This window comes from Alkalihalobacillus sp. R86527 (genome assembly GCF_042466185.1).
In the GTDB taxonomy this organism is placed as follows: Bacteria; Bacillota; Bacilli; order Bacillales; family Guptibacillaceae; genus Guptibacillus.
The window spans coordinates 1668150-1686221 of sequence record NZ_JAXHBW010000001.1; the positions used below are offsets into that span (position 1 = coordinate 1668150).

Below are 18072 nucleotides of genomic sequence, written 5' to 3' on the forward strand. Positions count from 1 at the left end.
TCGAATGAGCAACAAAACTATCACCTGTGAATGCGGGCATGTAAACCCTTATGGAACTGAAATATGTGAGGCATGTGGTAAACCGCTTCAAGGAGATTTAGAATCAAAGAAACTTTTGAACATGAGGTACGAAGGGAGTGCGAGGAGATCCCAAACCTATAAAACAACTATTATCGATAAGGTTTGGAATTTCTTTTCTTCTGTAAAAGTAGGGATATGGATTATCGTATTGCTGTTAGTGTCTTCAGCAATCGGAACGATATTCCCACAGGAGATGTACATACCTCCACTTTCTGATCCATCTGAGTATTATAGAGAGCAATATGGCATCCCTGGTCAACTCTATTATGATCTCGGTTTTCATAACTTATACGGCTCCTGGTGGTATATGCTACTTATTGCGGCTCTAGGCCTTTCGTTAATCGTAGCAAGCCTAGATCGTTTTGTTCCATTGTATCGTTCATTAAAGAAGCAACGGACAATTCGACACGAGAGCTTTATGAAACGTCAGAAGTATTTTGGGATCACCAAAGTAGAGGGTGAAAAACCAACTCTTTCTAAATTGAAAGAAGTTCTTCAAAAGAAAAATTACAACGTAAGAGAAGAAGATGGGCATCTTTTTGCAGAGAAGAATCGATTCTCACGGTGGGGGCCGTATGTAAATCACATAGGCTTAATCCTTTTTCTTATTGGAGGAATGCTTCGCTTCTTTCCAGGCATGTACGTTGATGAAGTACTCTGGATTAAAGAGGGCGAAACCAAAAAGATCGAAGGTACAGAAGAAGCTTATTATCTAAAAAGCGATGGCTTTATTCTCGAAACCTACGATAATAACGATGCGAAATTCAAAGATGCAATTGAACAATCTGGTCAAGAAGTTGTGGCTAAAAACTATCAAACAGATGCTGTACTCTATAAACAAGTTGGAGATAGAATCGCAGGAACGGATCCAGAGCTCGAAAAGGTAAAGGACCATCCGATTCAGGTAAACAAACCGCTAAAGTTTGAAGACTATGCAATCTATCAAGTTGATTATAAATTGAACGAGTTGCAGAGCATGACGTTCACGTTGGATAATAAAGAATCTGGCGAATCATTTGGTGAACTAACAGTAGATCTCTATAACCCGAAGGACGAATACAAACTTGATGAAGGTTATCGAATCGAAGTGATGGACTATTTCCCTGATTTTGAGTTCAACGGTAAAGGGGAACCAACTACGAAATCAAAGGTTCCGAATAACCCAGCATTTATCTTTCGTATGATATCTCCTGATCACCCAGATGGAGAAGTGGCATTTGTAGCCATCCGTCAAAACCTAGAGCCACTCGGTGAAAATGAATATAAGATGTCATTCCAGAACGTTGATACGAAAAATGTATCCGGTCTAGTTGTACGAAAAGACAACACGCTCTGGATACTTGGTATTGGGGGCGCAATATTCATGATTGGTGTGATCCAGGGCATGTACTGGAATCACCGTCGGATTTGGATACGAAGAAAAGAAGATGAAGTTTGGTTAGCATCCCATACGAATAAGAATTGGTATGGATTAAAACGCGAACTCGAAACGATTACAGAACAATCGGATATCGAGATGCCTGAGGATCAATCGGAACAAAAATAGCACTTCTATTATGAAGGGAGGCATGATGAGATGGCACAACTTAGCAGTAACTTGCTTTATATTTCATTCTTTATCTATTTTGCAGCAAGTCTCGTTTTCGCCATTTCACTGCTTGGAAAGAAATGGAGAAAGTCAGATGAAGTAACCCATGCAAAAAAATGGGGACGTGGAGGGTTTATCCTTTCAGGCATCGGCTTTCTATTCCAACTTGGATATTTTATTACAAGGTGGATTGCGGCAGGTCATGCACCTGTCAGTAATTTGTTTGAATTCACCACCTTTTTTGGAATGGCGATGGTTTTTGCATTCCTACTGATTTATGCCATTTATAAAAGTAACGTCATCGGTGTGTTTGCGATGCCGGTTGCACTTATCGTTATTGCTTATGCGAGTGTATTCCCATCAGAGATTCAGCCGCTGATTCCAGCTTTGCAAAGTAATTGGCTCAAGATTCATGTTACGACAGCAGCTCTTGGAGAAGGGATTCTTGCAATTAGTTTTGCAGCAGGTCTCGTTTATCTAGTAAAGAAAGTAAATCAAGAAAAAGCGAGTAAATCGACATTCTGGCTTGAAGCTGTTATGTATACGTTGATCAGTACGATTGCTTTCGTAATTATTTCTCTTAGTTTCGAAGCTGCAGGGTATTCATCTACATATGAATTCGTAGATATTAATGAGCAACAAACAACTGTTGAATACACGATTCCTGCACTAATTGGCCCTAAGGATGCCACATATGTTAGCGGGAATGAATTTGGTCCTGTTGTTGATGCGCCATCTTGGATGAAGGGTGAAAAAGCAGCTCATAAACTAAATACATTAGTATTGTCTATGTTAGGTGGTCTCGTGTTGTATTGGATCATCCGTTTACTATTGAGAAAACGAATAGGTGCAGCATTGCAACCCGCTTTCAAAAATGTAAATGAAGAGCTTGTGGACGAAATTCAATATCGTGCTGTTGCGATAGGATTTCCGGTCTTCACGCTAGGAGCTCTCATATTCGCAATGATTTGGGCACAGGCAGCATGGACGCGTTTCTGGGGATGGGATCCAAAAGAAGTATGGGCTCTCATTACCTGGCTGTTTTATGCAGCCTATCTACATTTAAGACTATCGAGAGGCTGGCAGGGAGAAAAATCAGCTTGGCTAGCAGTAGTAGGGTTTATCATCATTATGCTAAATCTTGTTGTTGTTAACCTGGTGATCTCAGGTCTTCATTCTTATGCATAAACTGAAAACCTTCACGGAATGTGAAGGTTTTCTTTCATTAAAAAAGGAATAATGGTAACGATGAGTATACATACAATGATGTGCTGGAGAAGTGTATGCGGTTTCTTGATTGGTGGTATCAGGAGTTGTGAGCGTGGTAAAATAAGGGACAGTAGTACAAGTAGGAGGGAATCTTCTTGGAAAAAGACGCAAAAATATTAGTTGTAGATGATGAAGATCGCATTAGAAAATTGTTACGAATGTACTTAGAGAGAGAAAATTATGAAATTGAAGAAGCAGAGAACGGTGAAGCTGCTTTAGAAATAGCTACAGAAGATGATTTTGACCTTATTCTGTTAGATCTTATGCTACCAGGCATAGATGGGATAGAGGTGTGTGAACAACTTCGCGAACAAAAGGCTACGCCTGTCATAATGCTTACTGCAAAAGGTGAAGAAGCGAATCGTGTTCAAGGATTTGAAGTAGGGGCCGATGATTATATTACGAAACCTTTTAGTCCAAGGGAAGTTGTGTTACGAGTGAAGGCATTGTTAAGAAGGTCTTCAACAACCAAATTTCTACAAACAGAAACAACGACAAAAAATGTCATCGTTTTTCCTTATTTAACAATCGACCATGATGCACACCGCGTGCTTGCTGAGGACCAAATTATTAACCTCACACCAAAAGAATATGAACTCTTATATTATCTTGCAAAAGCACCTGACAAGGTTTTTTCACGAGAAGACCTTTTAAAAGATGTATGGAATTATGAATTCTTTGGAGATCTTAGAACTGTCGATACACACGTTAAGCGTTTGAGAGAGAAATTAAACAAAGTTTCGCCGAATGCAGCTGGAATGATCTCCACTGTATGGGGAGTAGGCTATAAATTTGAGGCTTCAAAAGAGTAATGATTTGGAGAAGTGTTGTAGGGAAGCTCTGGTTAACCATTATTCTTCTCGTTGCCTTCGTTCTTTTCATCTTAACTACACTTTTGCTCCAGTTTTTTGAAGATTTTCATGTGGAGAAAGAAGCGGAAGAGATGGAGAGGCTCGCCACGAAAGTAGCTTCCGTAATAGAAAAGTACGATGATCGAGATCAAGCTTTTGATACTGCTTGGGAAATTACTGATTTTTACCCAACAGGGGTCATGGTGATCGAGAATGTGGAGGATCCTTCTACGATTCAGTATTCTCCTAATAGCCATGGACTACCTAAGTTTCCCTTGAGTGTGTTCAAAGGTGATGAGAATCTAAAAGAAGTGTTTACTAGCCAACGAACCGTAGTGAAACAGGGGGAAGTGGCGGCCGACACTGCTTCGAGAAATGACTTGTTGATCGTTGGTGTTCCAATGCAGGTTGGAGGGGAAAGTGGTGCTGTCTTCCTTTATCAATCGCTTGATGTCATTGCGGAGACAACAAGACAAGCGAGGAATTTAATCTATATATCAGCCGGGATAGCGATTGTGCTAACAACGATATTCGCTTTTTTCTTATCTACTCGAATAACGGCACCTTTAAGGAAGATGAGAGAAGCTGCAACTCAGGTGGCTAAAGGAAAATTCGATACAAAAGTACCGATGGTTACACACGATGAAATCGGGGAACTATCCGTTGCATTTAATCGTATGGGTCGTCAATTAAATAATTATGTAACTGCTTTAAATCAAGAGAAAGAACAACTGTCTAGCATATTGAGCAGTATGGCAGATGGAGTCATTACGTTTGACAAAACTGGCGCAATCCTAAGTAAGAACCCACCAGCAGAAAGATTCTTAAAAGCTTGGTATTATGAGCAAGGGATGCAAGAAGAACCAGGAAAGGAAGTACCTGAAGATATCCATTCGTTATTCAGTTTAGTGGTTATGCAAGAAAGAGAACAGCTCACTGAGGTAGAAATGCAGGGACGAAGCTGGGTGATTGTCATGACGCCACTTTATAATAAATCTGCTATTCGAGGAGCGGTTGCGGTTCTTCGCGATATGACCGAAGAGCGTCGATTGGATAAGCTTAGAAAAGACTTTATTGCAAATGTTTCGCATGAGCTTAGAACGCCTATCGCGATGCTGCAGGGCTACAGTGAGGCAATTGTGGATGATATAGCAAGTAGTGACGAAGAGAAGAAAGAAGTTGCTCAGATTATCTATGATGAATCACTTCGAATGGGTAGGCTTGTAAATGAACTCTTAGACCTTGCTAGAATGGAAGCGGGACATACTGAGCTGTATTATACCGAGATTAATTTATACGATTTTGGTCAAAGGATTCTGAGAAAGTTCTCAGGCCCAGCACGTGATAGAGAGGTAGGATTACGCTATTATGTGTCTGATCATGACCAAAACCTCTCGATAGATGGAGATCGAATCGAGCAGGTATTAACCAATTTACTCGATAATGCAGTGAGACACACACCTAAAGGTGGCGAGGTCAGTTTAATTATTACGGTTTTGAGTAATGGAGTTCAATTTGATGTGAGAGATACGGGTTCAGGTATTCCAGAAGAAGACTTGCCCTTTGTATTTGAAAGATTCTACAAAGCCGATAAAGCCCGTACAAGAGGTCGATCAGGCACCGGCCTCGGACTTGCTATTGCACGTAATATTGTTGAAGCACACCATGGACACATTTCTGTTCATAGCAAAGACGGAGAAGGAACGACGTTTTCTTTCTTTATTCCGTAAGTAATTGTATTCAAGTTAAAAACATAGTCCTCCATAATTGGAGGACTATTCGTTTGTCTAGAAAGCCTTTAGAATCATCTGTCACGGATATGGTGGTGATTTCCACTCCAATCAACATACTAGGGTTTCCCGACAAACTAAAAGTTTGTGGGTTCATTTTATTATAAGCGAATCCAAAGGTATAGCCTCTTCTTTTTTGCTACACAATAGATAAGTAGGAACCGAGTGGACAGGAGGAGAGTGTGTTGAAGAAGTCTATGAAAAAAAGAATGGGATCTTTAGGTTTTTTGTCACTGATTGTACTTGTGTTATCTTTATCAAAACGAGGAAGAAGTCTAACACGTAAGGCAATTAAAAAAGGTGCTAAAGCTGCAAAGCAATATGGTCAGCATTCGAAATCTCTTGAGGAAGGGAGAACTAACTCCAATAACTTAAGTAATCAAGAGAACTACCCATCTTACATTGGCTATGGAAAGAGCAGGGAAGAACAGCATAAAAACGAGCAGGTTCGTAAGGTTAACCCTACTCGTAACAAGAATGCACAACATGTATTTAATGATGAGAAGATGCCTACGAAGATGGCCGAAATTGCTGAAGAATTTGATTTAAATGATAAAAAGTAACAATAATTGAAGCGCTAAACCTAGCGAAACTAGGATTAGCGCTTCTTTGTTTGGTTACCTGCTATCTTGCAAAGCTTTTGTGCGTTACAATAATAGTGAAAATGTCAAACTAGTTCGTTAAAGGGGATGAAGGTGTGTATACTGACTATCATAACCATTTGGAAAAAGGGACGCTTACACTTGATTATTTAACAAAATTCGTAGAAGAAGCGAGAAAGAAGAATATCGACCACTTTGGTATATCAGAGCATGCATATCATTTCCATGAGACGGAAGATATCTTACAAAATCCATGGGTGAATCAACGAAGATGGTATACCATGAAAGAATATGTACGATTATTTGAGGAAGCAAAGAACAAAGGTATGGATGTAAAAATGTCCATAGAAATGGATTATACGCCTGGGAAGCATGCTGAGATGAAGAAATTTATCTCATCTTATCAATTTGATTACGTGATCGGATCAATTCATTGGGTCGACGACTTTGGTATCGACCTTGCTGAATATCGACATCTATGGGATGAGAGAGATGTTGTAGAAACCTATAGAAAATATTTTGATCAAGTGGTTACACTTGCTGAATCAAACTTATTCGATATTGTAGGTCATTTAGACTTAGTAAAGATATTCAAGTATGTACCTGATGATAAGGATTTTCTTCTCGAACAATATGATCGAGCAACAAATGCACTTGCAAATTCGAAGACGTGTGTGGAGATTAGTACTGCTGGATTAAGAAAACCTGTTGGAGAACTTTATCCTGATTATGATTTATTAAAGATGTGCTATGAAAAGGATATCCCGATCGTATTATCTTCGGATGCTCATGTTCCTCGGGATGTTGGCGCTGATTATGACCAGGCGCTTACCTTAGCTAAATCAGTCGGTTATTCACAGCTTATGACCTTTAACAAGGGAGAACGTAAGTCGATCGAGATTTAAAACCCCTTGGTATAAGTCCTTTTCGGTTCCTCGGTCGCTGCTAGAGGTAGCAAGGCCTACTAGATTACACATGAACAAAAGAACAAGAGCCGAGTGCTCTTGTTCTTTTGGTTTACACGCTTTTAATTTGTTCTACTTTAACGATATCTTGAACGCTTCCGATTGTGCTCTCTATGTGGCTAGGGAGCGCCTCATCAAAAGAAAGCATCATAATTGCTTCTCCACCAGCAACTTTTCTTCCAACTTGCATAGTAGCGATATTCACTTCATGCTCTCCTAAGACTTTTCCTACGTTTCCGATCACGCCAGGACGATCATTGTGTTGAATATATAAGAGGTGCCCTTGTGGATGGAAGTCGATATCAAATCCATTTAATTGAGTAATTCTTTCCCCGTATTCTTTGATGAATGTTCCTTGCAAAGAAAATGAACCTTTGTCACCTTCTACAGTTACTGAAATGAGGTTCGAGTAACCTTGGGTTTCAGAAGTGTGTTTTTCACCATAAGTTATGCCGCGTTCTTTCGCAATGGACGGTGCATTCACTTCATTCACAGTAGTATCTAACCTGTACCTTAGGAAAGAAGCCATCATACTTCTAGTTAGGATTGCAGTATCAAGATCAGTCAATGTACCTGCATATGTAACATCAACAATGTTTACTGCGGTCTTCATGCATTGTGAGAGAATGCTTCCCATTTTACGAGTAAGTTCGTAGTATGGTTTAATCTTCTCATATTCTTCGTTTGAGAAGGCAGGTAGGTTGATCGTATTTCGGATAGGTTTGCCATTAAGATATAAGTATACTTCATCGGCAACTTGTGCTGCTACGTTCAATTGAGCTTCTTTTGTAGATGCTCCTAGGTGTGGAGTTACAATAACCTGGTCGTATTGAAGTAGAGGATGGTCATCATTTGGTGGTTCTGATTCAAAAACATCTAGTGCCACACCACCTATATGACCTGAATCAAGAAATGGAATGAGAGAGGCTTCGTCGATAATTCCACCTCTAGCGCAATTGATCAGAAAAACACCTTTTTTGGTTTTGGAAAGAGTTTCCTCATTGATCAATCCACGAGTATTTTCGGTAAGAGGCGTATGGACTGTAATGAAGTCAGAGCGCTCAAGCAATGCATCGATGTCAACTGACTCAACATCTAGTTTTTCGGCACGGTCATTCGTTAAAAATGGGTCAAAAACCATGACATTCATCCCGAAAGCTCTAGCTCTTCTTGATAATTCTGTCCCAATTCTTCCTAAACCAATAATACCTAGCGTTTTACGGTTCAGTTCTGTCCCTACGTATTGTTTTCTCATCCATTTTCCGTTTTTCAAACTAGCAGTACCCTGTGGGATGTTCCTTGCGAGAGAGGCCATCATAGCAAATGTATGCTCGGTCGTTGAGATTGTATTACCATCTGGAGCGTTAACGACAATAACGCCTCGCTTCGTTGCTTCATCTATGTCGATATTATCAATACCTACACCTGCCCTTGCAACTATTTTGAGGTTGGTCATTTTATCGAGAAGGTCAGATGTTACTTTTGTAGCGCTTCTAACTAGTAGCGCCTCGTAACGTGAAAGGTGCTGCTCGAATTCCTCAGTTGAGCCTATATCACAAGTAATAGAATCGTCATTAAGTAACGGTTGCAATCCATCTTCTTGAATAGAATCAGTAACTAGCACATGTGCCAACAATCTCCACTCCTTTTTTCTTTTCTTTTTTTGTTATAATATTTAGAAAAGATAATACATTACTTTTTACCACGAAAGCACTAAAGTGTCAATTTGATACGAAGGAAAAAACAATAAAAAAAATCTCCGATTTAAGAATCGGAGATTGGAGAGGTGTTATTCAAATTTCAATGGGTCACCATCAAAAGAGTCTTCAGAAATCTTAATAGAATCTGTTGGACATCCTTCAAATGCGTCCATCATGTCTTCGTGAAGTACGTCAGGAATTTCAACGATCCCTTCGTTATCATCAAGTGTTACGAAAGCGATACCTTCATCATCATAATCATAAATGTCAGGTGCAGCTGCGCCACATGCCCCACAAGCAATACAGGTATCTTTATCTACAATAGTATACTTAGCCATGTATTAACCTCCTATTCAATACTTCTATATGTCTTTCATCACCACAATATTCATTAAATGAAAGTTTTTGATAACTTTATTGTAAAGGTGATGCCTTGACTTTTCAATAGCTAAATCCTTTACTAACCTTATTAAAAGCTTACCCGATTTGAAAATCACTAAACAGAACAGAAATTTTGATACAATAGAAGTAGAAAGAAGCAGGGTGATACAATGGTACGATACATAGACGGACTCCTTTTATTTGTTTTAAATCAAATGAATGGTGAACGAACAATTTCAGGAGCATTACATTTACTAAAGGGTAAAAAGTCATCTCAAACAATTCAAGATGCTAAATTATTTCGACTGTCTTTTTTATTTGGGATGCAAAGAACATTGGATCGTAGCCATATTGAAGAATCCGTTTCAATTCTTTATAATAATGGCTTTCTAGAGAGAACTTCTCAAGATACTTACAAATTGAATGAGAAAGGAAAAGTAAGTCTTGAAGGTTTTCTAAAACAACATCCTTTTCCAGTATATCTAAACGGATGGAAGTATCATCAAATTACTGAAGATTTCTGGGCTCGTATTAGTTTATTCATGCAGACGCTATCACATTCGGTTAATAGCAATATGAATTTTTATCCAGTCATTCGAGATGAACTAACCCAAGAATGGGTTAGAAAACATTTTCCTGCTAAACCAGAGAAAAGGATGAAGGTTGCTAGAAACCTTTACAAAGAACTTACAAAGGTATTAGGCACTCTCCCTGAACCACATGCCCGTATCTTTGTACTACGCTTAAGTGGCTTTCATAGGACTGGTTTAACGTTACAACAGAGTTGCTCATCTCTTAATATTTCAAATGAAGAAGGATCGATGATGTTTTATGGGGTGATACATGCTTGTATCACACATACGCGAGATGATCCGAAAACATACCCAGTTTTTTCGTCCTTTGTTGAGAATAAGCGGTTACCTGTCCCGTTGACAGCGTCCACGCGCACGACATATTCGCTACTACAAAAGGGTATGACATTTCAACAGATTATGGAAATTAGAAAATTGAAGAAAAGTACGATTGAGGATCATGTTGTAGAAATCGCGATAAACGTTGCGGATTTTTCAATTGATGCCTTCGTTTCAAAAGAATCTCAGAAAGATATATTGAAGGCGAGCAATGAGACGAATAGCCAGAGATTAAAGACAATCCGAGATCATTTGAATGATAAATATGGGTATTTTGAAATTAGGTTAACACTGTGTAAAGAAGGGGTTTAATGAATTTAACAAAGGTCCTATATAAGAAGTTTGGGTATAAGGAATTTAGAATGGGTCAAGAGGAGATTATCCGTGACGTCTTAGAGGAAAAAGACGTGTTTGCTATGCTTCCGACAGGTGCTGGGAAATCGCTTTGTTATCAGCTTCCGGCATATTCAGGACATTATCCAGTCCTAATCGTTTCACCTCTAGTCTCACTTATGGAGGATCAAGTCCAGCAATTGAAAACGAATGGTGAAAAGCGTGTATTGGCACTGAATGGTTTTTTGGATTTCGATAAACGTGAGAACGCCCTTCAAACCTTAGCATCGTACACGTTTATATTCGCTTCACCTGAAATTCTTCAAAATAAAAGAATAAGACAAACTCTGAAGAGTATTCGTTTCTCATTGATGGTTGTGGATGAAGCGCATTGCGTTTCACAATGGGGGCATGACTTTAGAACCGATTATTTAAAGTTAGGTGACGTGAGAGAAGAGCTTGGGAAACCACCGCTTCTGGCGTTAACTGCTACGGCGACGGAAGATGTACGAAGAGATGTCGTTAAACAATTAAAGATGGAGCACCCAGCGTTACATATCAATACAGTGGACCGACCAAATATTGCGATTAAACTAGAAAAACATCATTCACTCGACGCAAAGTTACGTTCTGCTTTACAGTATGGCAAGACGCTTCAAGGACCTGGGATAATTTACTTCTCGAGTAGGTCTCTAGCAGAGCGGGTCAGTAACAAACTCGCTCAGTCTGGCGTGAAAGGTGTTGCGGCTTATCATGCAGGGCTTGATACTGAAACAAGGCTACTTATTCAACAGCAGTTTTTAAACGATGAGATTTCTATTATTTGTAGTACCAATGCTTTTGGAATGGGAATCAATAAAAGCAATGTAAGGTATGTTATCCATTTTCATCCACCATCGAATATTGAGAGCTATCTTCAAGAGATTGGCCGTGCGGGGAGAGATCAAAAACCAGCGATTGCGATCCATCTTTTTACAGAGGAAGATGAGCGTTTACCGATTGCGTTTATTGATACTGAATTACCTGAACGTCAACAAATTCAAGGTGTTTTAGCTGATCTACAAATGAGGATGGGTGAAGTGCTTTCAATTAATTATGAGAAGGAAGGCGTAAAACATAGACTTTCTGAAACAGCTTGGCGGTTCATCGTTTATCAACTACAACTGAACGGTGTTTTGCAAAATAGTTTAATACAGTCATTTCACTTTCATCACCTTTTAGAAAAACTTTCAAATGAAGTTGATAAGTTAAGAAGGCGCAAATTATCAAAATGGATAGGGTTTAAAAATTGGCTCTATGATGATGGATGTAGAAGAAAAGGGCTTTTGCAACGGTTTGATGAAACTATTACTCCGATTGAACAGTGCTGTGATCATTGTGGCCTTGAAGTGGATCAGTATATGAAACAAGAGGAATCAGCTCAAGAAGATATAATAATGGCTTGGGATCATGAATTACAATTAATGTTAAACGTTACTAAGGAGGAGCAGGGTGAAGAATAGACAGGCAGAAGCTGTGAAAACCCTCTCAGATCGAGAATTACTCTTGAATGTATATTTAACTCAAATTGTTTTATTAGTGATATCGTGTGTAGTAGGATTCTTTCTGTTTCAAGAAATTTGGTTTCTTCCTGATATCTTTGAGCTAAAGTGGATAGACATGATCGTATTTGGTGGTGGTGCTTCACTTGTCATCATTTCAATCGATTTAGTGTTGATGAGGGTTCTACCTGAATCTTCATTTGATGATGGAGGAATCAATGAACGGATATTTGGTAAGAGATCTATTTTTCATATTTTTATCCTATCTTTACTGATATCGATCAGTGAAGAGTTAATATTTCGAGGAGTTATACAAACACACTTCGGGTTGGTGGTTGCTAGTTTGTTGTTTGCGATTATTCATGTGAGATACTTGACTAAGCCAGTTTTGTTCAGTCTTGTAGTCGGGATATCCTTTTTGCTAGGGATTGTTTACAAAATAACTGGTAATATAGCAGTGACAATAACTGCACACTTCTTAATTGATTTCATTATGGGGTGTTTGATCAAATTTAAAGCCTCAAAGTGAGTCCATCATGAAAGGTGAGTTCAATGAAAAAAGAAAGTCCTTTGCCATCTAGAAAGGAATATCATAAGCATAAAAGTAAGAAAAAGAAGAGTGAGACAAATAAAAAAAGAGAAGAAACGACACCTTCTCTCACACTCGTGCGCATTTTAGCACTGCTATTTTTATCGATGGTTGCAGTTTTCCTACTGTACTCGATCTATTTCTAATGTAAAATCTAATAGTCGTGAGCATCACTGGTATTATCTTCTGAATCTGGAGCATAAACTAGTTTCAAAAAAGGAGGACAACCATGGATGCTCTAAAGCAGTGGAATCTCCCACAACCACAGTCTGATGTAACGCTCGTATTACTGAATGAACTCGTTGAGCGGAAACTGGAAGAAAAACAGTACAAAGCAAAATCACAGTATTATGGATACGCTTTTATGCTCTTATTAGTTGCTAGTGGAAGTCTCATGGTGTATCAGTTACAAGTGACTACTTCCGTATTATGGGAGGTGTTTTCTTTTTCAAAAGCACCTTTCATAGTTATATTGTTAATGCTTACTGGGTTCGTATATTATCTGTTAAGGAGAGTTACCAAAAAGTTAAAAAAAGCGGAAGATGAGCTTGATTCGCTGCGTCTAGAGGTTATCGATCGTAGTGAGGAATTATGGAAAAATGAATCGCAATGGGAAAAACGGCATGATGTGTTTTCTTACATGAAAGAGAACTATGACATAAATCTGTTTTACAAGTAAACGCTACCGGTGTTCGGGGCATCCAAAGAATAAATACTGTTCGATTTGAAAGCAATTACCATTAATCAGTAATTCGCTTTCGCCAAACATTTCAATCTTGCCAAATGCTACTGTATCATTGATCTTAGGACAGAAAACTTCGACCGGCATTCCTAGTCTACGGTTGAAATCAAGGTCATTGTTTCCCAACAAAGATTGTGTTTTAAGTTTGTTTATCATAGGTCCATCATCTCCGTTAGTTTAATATACGTCCTTTTTAGGGTCTGCTATGATAATATCTTACCTTAAAAAGACTGAATTTTCAAGAAACGATATCGCCCATTTATACGAAATTAAACCCATATTTGCATTATTGTTCTTTAGGGAGGACATTGTATTGATAATATGGTATTAATTATAGGGGGAAGTAACTTTTAGAAGAGGTGATGGACGTGTTTGTAAGAAGTGCAATGAAAACCATAAGAGAGACTGTTTATGTGAAGTATGACACAAGTCTTGAAGAAACCCTTGAAATTCTTAAAGAGCGTCAGATTGATGGAGTTCCAGTTATTCAAGAAGGAAAATATAAAGGGATCGTAACGTTTAACCGAATTTATAGAACCTTCTTTAAAAGTGAAATGACAGATAAAGCTCAGTTTTTAAAGGAAACGAAAGCTGGAGATATTGCTTATCAGAAGGATGTTACAGTTGATAAAGAGGCTGTATTCGAAACAACATTGTTAATAGTAAATGACGCTCCGTTAGTTGCAGTTGTCGATGAGAAAGATGAGTGTATAGGAATTATTACAAGAGCAGATATTCTTGATCAGTTCCAAAGTGCTTTTGGGATGCGTAAAACGGGTGTTAGGATTGCGTTCGCTTCTTCAGAAACGGAAGGTAGAATTGCTAGACTTGCCAAAATCGCAAAAAGTTTCCATGAGAACATCATTTCACTCTCTACATTTGATGAAACGAATCAGAATGTGAGAAGAATTGTTATGAAGATTGAGAAGAAGGAAAACATCGATCAATTCATAGCAAAACTTGAGCAAAATGGTTTTAAGGTTCTAGATATTAAAGAAATGTAGGAATCTAATTTATAAAACCTCCTTCTCTAACATAGATATAGAGGGGGAGGTTTTGCTATGCTGCTATCTTTTTTGCGTTTAATGTTAGCATTTGTTTTACTGTTTTTTGCACAGCAAACGCTTGTTTTAAAAAGTATAACGTTTACAGATTTAATGTTGAATAGTTTACGCTATGGTTTTGGTGCGCTCTGTTTTTTATTTGGGTTCTTAGCAGTTGCGAGTATCATTCGAAACCAACTTGAAACGGTCATCTCAAAAGGAGTCAAAGCAAGAATCGGAGCTATCCTTTTGGAATTTAGTTTATTAACTGCAATCTATTGGGTATTATTTGAAAGGAATGTTTGGTTATCGAGTGCTTCTCTTATCATGGCTGTGATATATGGCATGTTATCCGTGAACATTGAAGCAGCAAGAGCAGCTAAGAAATTTAGGAAGGGCGTTGAAGGATGATCATCGTATTAAGTTGGGGTGCAGCAGCCTTTGTGCTGCTGTTGATTTATATGTGGGTCGAGGCACATTTAAATAGGGTGGTAAAAAAGGAAATATTTATTGAAGGACTACCTGAGGGTTTTCAATCTTTCAATATTTTCTTTATTTCTGATTTACATAATCGTAGGATTTCTAATCGAATCATTAAGGAAATTCGTGATGTAGCTGATATTGTTGTAATAGGCGGAGATGTGATGGAGAAAGGGGTTTCGTTCGATAAGGTGAGCGAGAATATGAAGAAGCTAAGCCAGATTGCCCCATGTTATTTTGTTTGGGGAAATAATGATTATGAAGAAGATCCTGACCGATTAGAACACATTCTCATTAGCAAAAACGTACATGTCTTGAACAATACGGCAGTAACCCTTGAACGTAATGGAGAACAAATAAGTCTTCTTGGTATTGATGATCTCTCTACACATCATTATTCTCTTGATGAAGCCTTAGCAAGCGCGAGAGCAAAGACAAAGATTCTGATAAGTCATAACCCTGATATCAAACGCGAATTAAAAGATGATCACGGAATACAGTTATTACTATCTGGCCATACACACGGTGGTCAAATTAGGATTCTTGGCTTCGGAATTCGTGAAAAAGGTGGAATAAAACAAGTTGGTGAGACGGTTGTTGCCATAAGTAATGGATACGGTACAACAACTCTTCCATTAAGATTGATGGCGCCAGCAGAGTCGCACCTTTTTACATTAAAAAGGAAATAACTTGTACAAAGTTTACACAAACCTCATCCATCCCTTATACTATAGGGGATAATGGAATAGTAGAGGAGAAGAAGACGATGTCAGAAGGTAAATATAATATTAAAGCAGTCTCTAAAAAGCTGGGTATACAACCAGGTACGCTAAGAGCATGGGAGAGACGTTATAATATTATTTCTCCTATAAGAAATGATGCAGGTCATCGCCTCTATTCGGATGAGCATTTATCTGTTTTGAAATGGCTTGTACAGAAAACTGATCAGGGGTTTACGATAAGCCAAGCAGTGGAATTACTTGAGGACGGTAACACTGAGCCTCATTCAGATACGTCAGAGCTAAGCAGGGATCGGTCACACGTGCTGGCGGATGACATATTGGAAGCCTTGCTCTCCTTTGAGGAGAATAAAGCACAAGAGCTATTGAACCAAGCTTTTTCACTCTTTAGTATCGATAAAGTTGTACAAGATATCCTAGGACAGTTACAGGTCAGAATTGGAGAGCTTTGGGAGAATGAGAAGATAACAGTAGCGCACGAACATTTTGCTACGGCATTCCTTCGTTCAAGAATAGGTATGATATTCCACACTCTTCCAATTGATGGTTATCTACCAAAAGTAATGGCGGTTTGTTCAACTGATGAATACCATGAATTAGGTCTTCTCATCTTCACCCTATATCTTAGAAGGAAAGGTTTTGAAGTGATTTATCTAGGACAAAGCATTCCTGAAAAAGATATTGAAGTTGTGTTAGAAGATACCGTTCCCAGTATACTGTTTTTATCTTGTACACTTATGTCAAACCTACCAAAATGTTTGAGCTTGATCGATCGGCTAGATGATCGATTTCCAGAACTAACAATAGGAGTAGGTGGTGGTGCATTGTCGCATTTACACGGAGAGAAGAGACAAGCATATGAACAATTTTTTGTAGGAAAGAATAAAGAGGATTGGGATGGATGGATTAAAGATAAGCTTCATAAACTCTCAACTTAGTATAAGGGGTACAGGACTTGTCTAACATTCCCAAAACGGTGTAAACTATAAGAATATCGTCAGCCAAGAACCATCTATGTAATATCACATATATTATGTTAAAGGATATGCTGGTGACAGACGGTAGGGGGGAATTAGATGCGTCTTGAACGTTTAACATACGATAAAATTAAGATATTTCTCACTTATGACGATTTAAACGAGAGAGGAATTACTAAAGAAGAATTATGGCAGGACGTGCCAAAAGTCCATAAATTATTCAGAGAAATGATTATGGAAGCGGATGATGAACTTGGTTTTAAAGTAGATGGCCCTATCGCAGTTGAAGTGTTCTCATTGCCTGCACAAGGAATGGTCGTTATCGTAACGAAAGGTTCGAAAGAAAACGATTTTGAAGACGACTATAATGATGAGTACATCGAAATGCAGGTAACGCTTGATGAAAGCGATGAAGTATTCTATGAATTTAATACATTCGAAGATGTAATCGGTCTTTCAAAACGCTTGAAGGATGTAGGAATTGAAGGCGGGACTCTCTATTCCTTCCAACAACATTTTTATTTGAAGATGAGCGAAGAGGATTCTGGTGAAGTAGAGTTAAATACTCTCATCGCCTTATTAGCTGAGTTTGGAAATCCTTCTACGATTACGAGTTATCGTGTGGTCGAATACGGAAAAACTTTAATGGACGATACTGCTATAAAACAATTGAATCACTACTTTCAATAAGAATAAGCCTTCCGGTGAAATGAAACGGAAGGCTTTTCTTATGAGCTAGGAAAGAATCGGTACTGTTCTTGCGCCTCTCTCCCAAGCTTTTATGAAATATTCTTTGTTGTTAAACTTTGAGAACCCGTTGTTGTGATGGATGGTAGGGAAAACGCGCTCAACGGATAAATGCTGGGTTTTATGAGCAAGAAGAGCAAGTTGCACTGTTTTCATGTGGTCACCTGTAAATGATTTGATGAGAGTAATATTCTCATCAGGATCGGCGAAAGCAGGATTGCCAGTTTCAGTTGCAAGTGATTGAGGAAACGTTGTGTAATATAACTCTTTCACACTGCTTTCTTTTTCTTGAACAGCTTGTAGAGTAGCTTCTTGAATCGCTGTATGATCACTGTGTCCCGATAAGCCATGAGGCGGAAATGTTACAACTGCATCAGGTTTATAGTGATCGATTAGATTGATAAGCCTGTTTTTTAACGTGCTAGGTGAGAGCTCGCTTAATTTACCATCCTGGTAATCGTCTATAATGAGCTCGTTAATTCCTAAATGAGTAGCAGCTTCTGTTAATTCATCTCTTCGAACACTAGCAAGGTTTTCGCGGGTGCAAATAGGAGGTTCACCACATTTCCCTGCATCTCCTGCTGTTGCACTATAAAGAACGGTTTTGGTATCTTTTTGCTGAGAGAGTTCTACTAATGTGCCACCGCATGTGAATGATTCGTCATCAGGATGTGCAAACGCAAAAAGAATTGTCTTTGGCATATTGGCATTTCCTTTCTTCTTGAAGATAGTGCAAGTATAC

At 38.6% G+C, this 18072-nt stretch carries 20 protein-coding genes; 16 read left to right on the forward strand and 4 right to left on the reverse strand.

The features are described 5' to 3' along the window. Window positions 1–4: 4 nt before the first annotated feature. The 6 genes from resB to SJY16_RS08570 all read left to right on the forward strand — a co-directional run bounded on the left by resB (window position 5) and on the right by SJY16_RS08570 (window position 7086). Complete coding sequence (resB, locus tag SJY16_RS08545; RefSeq protein WP_377888746.1) at window positions 5–1627, forward strand: cytochrome c biogenesis protein ResB; 1623 nt, start codon at window positions 5–7, stop codon at window positions 1625–1627. 30 nt (window positions 1628–1657) lie between these two features. Continuing rightward, window positions 1658–2857, forward strand: coding sequence for a c-type cytochrome biogenesis protein CcsB (gene ccsB / locus SJY16_RS08550; RefSeq protein ID WP_377888747.1), 1200 nt, complete (start codon window positions 1658–1660; stop codon window positions 2855–2857). 176 nt (window positions 2858–3033) lie between these two features. Then, complete coding sequence (locus tag SJY16_RS08555) at window positions 3034–3750, forward strand: response regulator (protein WP_377888748.1); 717 nt, start codon at window positions 3034–3036, stop codon at window positions 3748–3750. Further along, on the forward strand, window positions 3750–5519 hold the full coding sequence (locus SJY16_RS08560) for an ATP-binding protein (protein WP_377888749.1): 1770 nt from the start codon (window positions 3750–3752) through the stop codon (window positions 5517–5519). The genes SJY16_RS08555 and SJY16_RS08560 overlap by 1 nt, the downstream gene beginning before the upstream one ends. A gap of 245 nt (window positions 5520–5764) precedes the next feature. Then, window positions 5765–6142, forward strand: a complete 378-nt coding sequence (locus tag SJY16_RS08565) for a hypothetical protein (protein WP_377888750.1) — start codon at window positions 5765–5767, stop codon at window positions 6140–6142. Window positions 6143–6276: 134 nt separating this feature from the next. Continuing rightward, the gene (locus SJY16_RS08570; protein ID WP_377888751.1) at window positions 6277–7086 is read left to right on the forward strand and encodes a histidinol-phosphatase; all 810 of its coding nucleotides are present in this window, start codon (window positions 6277–6279) and stop codon (window positions 7084–7086) included. Between the two features lie 112 nt (window positions 7087–7198). Here the strand turns inward: SJY16_RS08570 and serA are convergent, their stop codons facing one another. Continuing rightward, window positions 7199–8779, reverse strand: coding sequence for a phosphoglycerate dehydrogenase (gene serA, locus SJY16_RS08575; protein WP_377888752.1), 1581 nt, complete (start codon window positions 8777–8779; stop codon window positions 7199–7201). A 156-nt stretch (window positions 8780–8935) separates the two neighbouring features. Then, a complete protein-coding gene (locus SJY16_RS08580) occupies window positions 8936–9184 on the reverse strand; it encodes a ferredoxin (protein ID WP_377888753.1) in 249 nt (82 codons plus the stop codon). A gap of 213 nt (window positions 9185–9397) precedes the next feature. Between SJY16_RS08580 and SJY16_RS08585 the strand changes: the two genes are divergently transcribed. From SJY16_RS08585 to SJY16_RS08605, 5 genes are all read left to right on the forward strand, one after another. Then, window positions 9398–10450 carry a YpbB family protein gene (locus SJY16_RS08585; RefSeq protein WP_377888754.1) on the forward strand — a complete coding sequence of 351 codons (1053 nt, stop codon included), beginning with the start codon at window positions 9398–9400 and terminating at the stop codon, window positions 10448–10450. After that, window positions 10450–11973 (forward strand): RecQ family ATP-dependent DNA helicase, encoded by a 1524-nt coding sequence (locus tag SJY16_RS08590; RefSeq protein WP_377888755.1) that lies wholly within the window; start codon window positions 10450–10452, stop codon window positions 11971–11973. Before SJY16_RS08585 ends, SJY16_RS08590 begins: the two co-directional genes overlap by 1 nt. Continuing rightward, entirely contained in the window at window positions 11963–12541 is a 579-nt protein-coding gene (locus tag SJY16_RS08595; RefSeq protein WP_377888756.1) for a CPBP family intramembrane glutamic endopeptidase, read from the forward strand. The genes SJY16_RS08590 and SJY16_RS08595 overlap by 11 nt, the downstream gene beginning before the upstream one ends. 23 nt (window positions 12542–12564) lie before the next feature. Then, window positions 12565–12747 carry a hypothetical protein gene (locus tag SJY16_RS08600; RefSeq protein WP_377888757.1) on the forward strand — a complete coding sequence of 61 codons (183 nt, stop codon included), beginning with the start codon at window positions 12565–12567 and terminating at the stop codon, window positions 12745–12747. Between the two features lie 83 nt (window positions 12748–12830). Then, window positions 12831–13280: a DUF2663 family protein gene (locus SJY16_RS08605; protein ID WP_377888758.1), complete on the forward strand. Its 450-nt coding sequence runs from the start codon at window positions 12831–12833 to the stop codon at window positions 13278–13280. Window positions 13281–13283: 3 nt separating this feature from the next. Here SJY16_RS08605 and SJY16_RS08610 read toward each other — a convergent pair whose 3' ends face one another. Next, window positions 13284–13499: a hypothetical protein gene (locus SJY16_RS08610; protein ID WP_377888759.1), complete on the reverse strand. Its 216-nt coding sequence runs from the start codon at window positions 13497–13499 to the stop codon at window positions 13284–13286. 206 nt (window positions 13500–13705) lie between these two features. Here SJY16_RS08610 and SJY16_RS08615 point away from each other — a divergent pair, with 206 nt between their 5' ends. From SJY16_RS08615 to SJY16_RS08635, 5 genes are all read left to right on the forward strand, one after another. Then, window positions 13706–14347 (forward strand): CBS domain-containing protein, encoded by a 642-nt coding sequence (locus SJY16_RS08615; RefSeq protein WP_377888760.1) that lies wholly within the window; start codon window positions 13706–13708, stop codon window positions 14345–14347. Window positions 14348–14404: 57 nt separating this feature from the next. Next, complete coding sequence (locus SJY16_RS08620; RefSeq protein ID WP_377888761.1) at window positions 14405–14797, forward strand: hypothetical protein; 393 nt, start codon at window positions 14405–14407, stop codon at window positions 14795–14797. Continuing rightward, on the forward strand, window positions 14794–15555 hold the full coding sequence (locus tag SJY16_RS08625; protein ID WP_377888762.1) for a metallophosphoesterase: 762 nt from the start codon (window positions 14794–14796) through the stop codon (window positions 15553–15555). The genes SJY16_RS08620 and SJY16_RS08625 overlap by 4 nt, the downstream gene beginning before the upstream one ends. 77 nt (window positions 15556–15632) lie before the next feature. Next, entirely contained in the window at window positions 15633–16544 is a 912-nt protein-coding gene (locus SJY16_RS08630; protein WP_377888763.1) for a MerR family transcriptional regulator, read from the forward strand. Between the two features lie 138 nt (window positions 16545–16682). Beyond that, window positions 16683–17273: a genetic competence negative regulator gene (locus tag SJY16_RS08635; RefSeq protein WP_377888764.1), complete on the forward strand. Its 591-nt coding sequence runs from the start codon at window positions 16683–16685 to the stop codon at window positions 17271–17273. 45 nt (window positions 17274–17318) lie between these two features. Here the strand turns inward: SJY16_RS08635 and SJY16_RS08640 are convergent, their stop codons facing one another. Beyond that, a complete protein-coding gene (locus SJY16_RS08640) occupies window positions 17319–18032 on the reverse strand; it encodes a PIG-L deacetylase family protein (RefSeq protein ID WP_377888765.1) in 714 nt (237 codons plus the stop codon). Window positions 18033–18072 lie beyond the last annotated feature (40 nt).

Bases quoted from the DNA above. Each gene is read 5' to 3' on its own strand.
- resB (WP_377888746.1), top strand. From the start codon at position 5: ATGAGCAACAAAACTATCACCTGTGAATGCGGGCATGTAAACCCTTAT.
- ccsB (WP_377888747.1), top strand. From the start codon at position 1,658: ATGGCACAACTTAGCAGTAACTTGCTTTATATTTCATTCTTTATCTAT.
- SJY16_RS08560 (WP_377888749.1), top strand. From the start codon at position 3,750: ATGATTTGGAGAAGTGTTGTAGGGAAGCTCTGGTTAACCATTATTCTT.
- SJY16_RS08580 (WP_377888753.1), bottom strand. From the start codon at position 9,184: ATGGCTAAGTATACTATTGTAGATAAAGATACCTGTATTGCTTGTGGG.
- SJY16_RS08585 (WP_377888754.1), top strand. From the start codon at position 9,398: ATGGTACGATACATAGACGGACTCCTTTTATTTGTTTTAAATCAAATG.
- SJY16_RS08590 (WP_377888755.1), top strand. From the start codon at position 10,450: ATGAATTTAACAAAGGTCCTATATAAGAAGTTTGGGTATAAGGAATTT.
- SJY16_RS08600 (WP_377888757.1), top strand. From the start codon at position 12,565: ATGAAAAAAGAAAGTCCTTTGCCATCTAGAAAGGAATATCATAAGCAT.
- SJY16_RS08605 (WP_377888758.1), top strand. From the start codon at position 12,831: ATGGATGCTCTAAAGCAGTGGAATCTCCCACAACCACAGTCTGATGTA.
- SJY16_RS08610 (WP_377888759.1), bottom strand. From the start codon at position 13,499: ATGATAAACAAACTTAAAACACAATCTTTGTTGGGAAACAATGACCTT.
- SJY16_RS08615 (WP_377888760.1), top strand. From the start codon at position 13,706: ATGGACGTGTTTGTAAGAAGTGCAATGAAAACCATAAGAGAGACTGTT.
- SJY16_RS08620 (WP_377888761.1), top strand. From the start codon at position 14,405: ATGCTGCTATCTTTTTTGCGTTTAATGTTAGCATTTGTTTTACTGTTT.
- SJY16_RS08625 (WP_377888762.1), top strand. From the start codon at position 14,794: ATGATCATCGTATTAAGTTGGGGTGCAGCAGCCTTTGTGCTGCTGTTG.
- SJY16_RS08630 (WP_377888763.1), top strand. From the start codon at position 15,633: ATGTCAGAAGGTAAATATAATATTAAAGCAGTCTCTAAAAAGCTGGGT.
- SJY16_RS08635 (WP_377888764.1), top strand. From the start codon at position 16,683: ATGCGTCTTGAACGTTTAACATACGATAAAATTAAGATATTTCTCACT.
- SJY16_RS08640 (WP_377888765.1), bottom strand. From the start codon at position 18,032: ATGCCAAAGACAATTCTTTTTGCGTTTGCACATCCTGATGACGAATCA.